Consider the following 4,885-nt stretch of genomic DNA (forward strand, 5'->3'; position numbering starts at 1 on the left):
AAGCAGAATATCGTCAATATTCCAGATCGGGCTCCTGTGGGATGACTGAATTCTACAAAATGACCCGAAATTGCCTCAAGTGTGAGAAATCCGCGTCGACGGGAAAAGGGCATTGGGCACATCGGGCCTCAGTTCACTGGAAGGCGCAAGCGGCGGCGGGATCGCAACCTGGGCGACCATCGGGGGATATGGCAGCAACAAGAGCATGGGGATGGCTTTTCACTACAGCTATGTAAATATCACAAATTACTGGGATCAGAATGCTGGCGCCGTACTGGGCATTCATGATCGGGTGGAAATTTCATATTCCCACAATTTTTTTCAGACACGCGGCACCGGCGCGCTCCTTGGCATAGGTCGCGGGTATCAGTTCGATCTGGATACTGGCGGCATCAAGGTGCGCCTGTTTGGCCATATTGCCGACAAGACCCTTATCCCCCAGATCTCGATCGGGGGCATGTACAAGCATGACGGGGATTCAAAGGTCATACACGAAGTCGGCTCCAAACACGTCAATGGCGGGGACGCATATGTTGCCGTGACCAAGCTTTTTCCGAAAATCGGCCTGCTTGTCGATACGACAATGCGGCTTACAAAAGGAAACCAGTGGGGAATACTCGGGTTTGGCGGTGACAGGAATGACAATTACTATCCCCAGTTCGAAGGGTCCCTTGGATACCTCCCATGGTTCGCGCCGGGCCTGGTGGTGGGGGTGGAATACCGCACGAAACCCCGAAACCAGAACTTTACGCCGGAAAGCAACTGGTTTGACGTTTATGCCAGCTATTTCGTCAACAAACACCTCAACATTACAGCCGCCTATGTCTCGCTGGGGACGATTGCCACATTCCGGAACCAGACCGGCGTATATTTTTCTGCCCAGACCGGTTTCTGACCCCGGTTTACGGGAAGCTTTCCAAAGAAAGCCTCCCAATATTTTCTGCGTGCAACATTTTTCTATTTCTTATTGAGAATCGTACCCATGGCCGGGTCCGTACGCCCCGCCTTCCCGGTCTCGATACGTCCAGCAAGCTGGTAAAGAAAGTCACCTTCATCCGGACTGGTAAGGGAGATGTCATACCAAAGCATGGTCGGTGCCAGATCGAATGCCACCTCAACAGTATGGCCGGCAGCTATCTGCAGTGAACGCATTGTATCGGTTCCGGACAGTATGCATGCCACATCAGCGCTTTTCGCCCCGTGATTGCTTATCCGCAGGACCAGATCTTTGCCTGGACCGCGCAGACAGAGACACTCCACCTGCAGGTGCAGCCCCCCCTTTCGCCCCTTGTACCGCCGATAAAAACCATTCGGCGCATGAACATCGATATCATAGATGTCATTCACAAAAGTCGAGATCGGAAAGGAAACATTGAGCATATCGCCCGCCGCCACGGCATAGGTACCGGCCTGCATGCCACTATCGGATTTTACATCATGACGATAGATATTGAAGGGCACGCCGGCAGAGCGGGCGCCAAAGCGTTCCTTCCCGGCCCGAAGATGAATGACGGCCTGCCTTCCGTCCGCCGATATCCCGCCATTGCAATATGGTTCATAAGGCAGGGCGCAGGCCGGACGGGTGCCGGCTTCCTGCCGCACAGTTTCGTGCACTTTTGCCGGATCATCACGCAGGGCTGCGATTTCGGTTGTGTCCAACGTGCGAAAACCGCCAGGCATCGGCCGGTTACGGGCATCCTCGACAGTACGCAGATAGGCATCGCGTTCCAGGAATGGCAGGGCAGGAACACTTCCGTCATAAGGTCGGAAGCATGAGGTCAGGTCACCACTTATCGCCCGACGCCACGGTGAAATATTCGTCTCCCTGATTTTCCTGCCGAATTTGGCCTCAACGAAGGTTTCAAGAAAACGCAGTGTGGATGTATGTTCAAACAGCTGCGAATTGACATACCCTCCCCTGCTCCAGGGGGAGGCTATGATCATCGGCACGCGAAACCCCAGACCGATCGGTCCACTGCGCGCCAGATGAACGGGCACCCCGCGATTGATCTCGTCCTGTGCCGTTGTATATTCCAGCCCGGCATGACCGATACCATGTGATGACACACCCGTTTCCGGCCGCCTGGGATCAGGTGCCGCATAAGAACAGCAATGGTCAAAATAACCGTCATTTTCATCATAGGTCATGATGAAAATCGTTTTTTTCCAGACCTCGGGATTTTCGGTCAGGATATCCATGATTTCGGAAACATACCATGCGCCATACCATGGTGACGTCGGATGATCTGAAAAATGCTCCGGCGCGGCAAGCCACGATACGGTCGGAAGCCTGCCTGTCCTTACATCCTGCCTGAACTGATAAAGCACGTCTCCCTTGGGGGCATCCATATGCATGGCTTTTTTGCCATCATGAAATTTCAGCTTTTCCAGTTTGCGATAATTTTTATCACCGCTATTGATGACAAACGCCTTTTCAAACAGTCCGCGTTCCCGGGGCGTCAACTGCTCTGGCGAACGTCCTGTTACCGTTGCACGGCGGCGCATCAGGACATTCAGCAGTTCATGCGCTTCGGCAAGCTGCTCCGCGCGTGTCTCCGAAACAAGCATCTCCTGACTGTTCAGTCCGTTGATATGCTTCTGACAGTCGCTGATACGCTCTTCAAGCCATACACTGAACCCCGGGTTGGTCGTAGCCGCATACTGATCGAAATATTCCAGTACATTGCATCCAAAATTGGAAAGCCATGCACGTTCCTGATGGCTCATGCCGCCAGTCTGCGAAAGTTCGTTCTGATAGAATTTCCACGATACCCCGGCCTGTTCCAGACGTTCGGGGAACGTGGTCCACCGCATCCCGCCTTCCAATATCTCGCCATTGCGCATATAGACCCTGGACGCCGGATCCTGCCTGTCACGCACGGTCCCGGTCCAGAACAGCAGGCGGTTGGGGGTGGTGCTGGTCATTGCACCACAGTAATTCTGGTCACAGACGGTAAAAGCATCCGCCAGCGCGTAATAAAACGGCAGGTCTTCGCGCGTATAATATCCCATGGTCATCGGATATGCGGCATATTCCTTCCGATGTGACTTCTTGGCGTCAATCCACCTGTCGTGCCCGCCATTGTTCCATGCGTCCACCTGGCTGTCGCGCGAATGCGGGATCGAACCCATCCATGTAATGCGCGTGTCACGGATGTTCAGTCGCCAGGGCAGATAGGTTTCCCCTGTTTTACTGCCCTGGACAAAGGCCGGATTGCCACCAGGCAGTCGCATGGCGCGTGGGTCATTGAACCCACGCGCCCCCTGAAGGGTCCCGAAAACATGATCGAACGAGCGATTTTCCTGCATCAGGATCACCACATGCTCGGCATCCTGCCAGGTTGAGCCGACATCGGGTGCAATGGCAAACGCACGACTGATGGAGGCAGGCAATCCTGCGGTTGAACCGACAGCACCAGACCAAAGCGCGTACTTCAGAAAATCTCTACGTGTCGTCATTATCCACTCGCATCAGGAGGATTTTAAAGCCGGGGAAAAAGTATCTACAGGAAAATGTTTATTTTTCGACCAGACAAACCCGTCCACCGAACAGGACATCCCCGATCATTCCCATTCCTTCATATTTTAAAATTGATCTTCATTACCACCATCCTTCCTGTTTTATCATTTTTCAGAAATTGGCTGAAAGCGTTGCCATGATCACAAATGGGGACGCAATGACATAGGTGGGCTGCGATCCCGTAAAGGTCTTTCCCGTGACGATCCCGTGCTGCGTCGTCGCATTGGTCGTATACCCATACATGGACGACAGGTAATGCTCATTACCAAGGTTGACGAGGTTCAGCTTGATCTTCGGCGCGACCCTGCCAATTTTCGGCAGGTTCCTGCCCACGCCAAGGTTTGCCGTTATGTAGCTTGGAATACTCTGGTCATTCATGAGGGTGGAATATTGGGAATCCGTGTATTGCAGCGTGAAATTTCCAAACCAGATCCCGTCATTATATGTCAGGCCAAGGGATCCGGAGAATTTGGGCGCGCCGACTTCCTGCTTTCCCTTTGTCGCCAGATAGTCGCCTTCATAGGCAATATTATTGCCATTCCTGGTATGCATATACTGGCCGGATGCATAAAAGCTCAGATGATGCCAGGGGTGTGTGGCAATTTCGGTCTGGACGCCATAAGCCTCCAGTCCGCCCGCATTGATCAGCTGTGAAATTGTTGAGGTTGACCCCGGTTCATAACTTTCGGCGGAAACCTGATGATTCGTTACGTTGTAATGAAACCCCGCGACATTGGCCATCAGGAGACCATTATAGCGATAGCCGACTTCTTCGGTGATCATGTATTCCGGCTTGTAATCCGACATGGGCATCGATTCAGCCTTGCCGGTGGAATAACTGTAGGACGCAAGCTGTGAACTCAACGCCGCAGGAAGGTGATAGCCGGTCGTTCCATTGACATAGATCTGATGCCGCGGATTAAAGCGATAGCTGATCAGAACCTGTGGCGCGGGAACGAACACGTTATGAATGGATTTTCTTGCCGTGACATCAGGCAGGTCCTGGGTGTACTGACGGTTCGCCATCGCCATCCTGATGCCGCCATCAATTGTCAGGCGATCATGGAAAAATGACATTTTATCGTCCACGGCAAAACTGCTCAACTGCTGCAGGCCGTTTTCATTATCTTCATCTATGGGAATGCCGCCATTCGCCGTCAGCGGGGCACCATGCCCGTTCCATTGGCCCTGACTGTTAACCGCGTAAAACCGTTCGTCCGCGGCTTCCTGGGCGTATGAATACCAGTAACTGAAATTCAGTGTGTTGACGCGGATTTCTCACACTTGAGGCAATTTCGGGTCATTTTGTAGAATTCAGTCATCCCACAGGAGCCCGATCTGGAATATTGACGATATTCTGCTTCT

General features: G+C 52.8%; 3 protein-coding genes. 1 reads left to right on the forward strand and 2 read right to left on the reverse strand.

What is annotated here, in order from left to right:
• Positions 1-112 precede the first annotated feature (112 nt).
• A complete protein-coding gene (locus CFR71_RS15200; protein ID WP_239020452.1) occupies positions 113-895 on the forward strand; it encodes a DUF3034 family protein in 783 nt (260 codons plus the stop codon).
• A 62-nt stretch (positions 896-957) separates the two neighbouring features.
• On the opposite strand, the gene CFR71_RS15205 is transcribed toward CFR71_RS15200, so the two are convergent.
• Positions 958-3,459 carry a phosphocholine-specific phospholipase C gene (locus CFR71_RS15205; protein WP_110532153.1) on the reverse strand — a complete coding sequence of 834 codons (2,502 nt, stop codon included), beginning with the start codon at positions 3,457-3,459 and terminating at the stop codon, positions 958-960.
• A 172-nt stretch (positions 3,460-3,631) separates the two neighbouring features.
• Positions 3,632-4,795: a TonB-dependent receptor gene (locus CFR71_RS15210; protein ID WP_338065948.1), complete on the reverse strand. Its 1,164-nt coding sequence runs from the start codon at positions 4,793-4,795 to the stop codon at positions 3,632-3,634.
• Positions 4,796-4,885: the final 90 nt, after the last annotated feature.

The sequence above is a fragment of the Novacetimonas pomaceti genome, from assembly GCF_003207955.1.
Taxonomy (GTDB): Bacteria; Pseudomonadota; Alphaproteobacteria; order Acetobacterales; family Acetobacteraceae; genus Novacetimonas; species Novacetimonas pomaceti.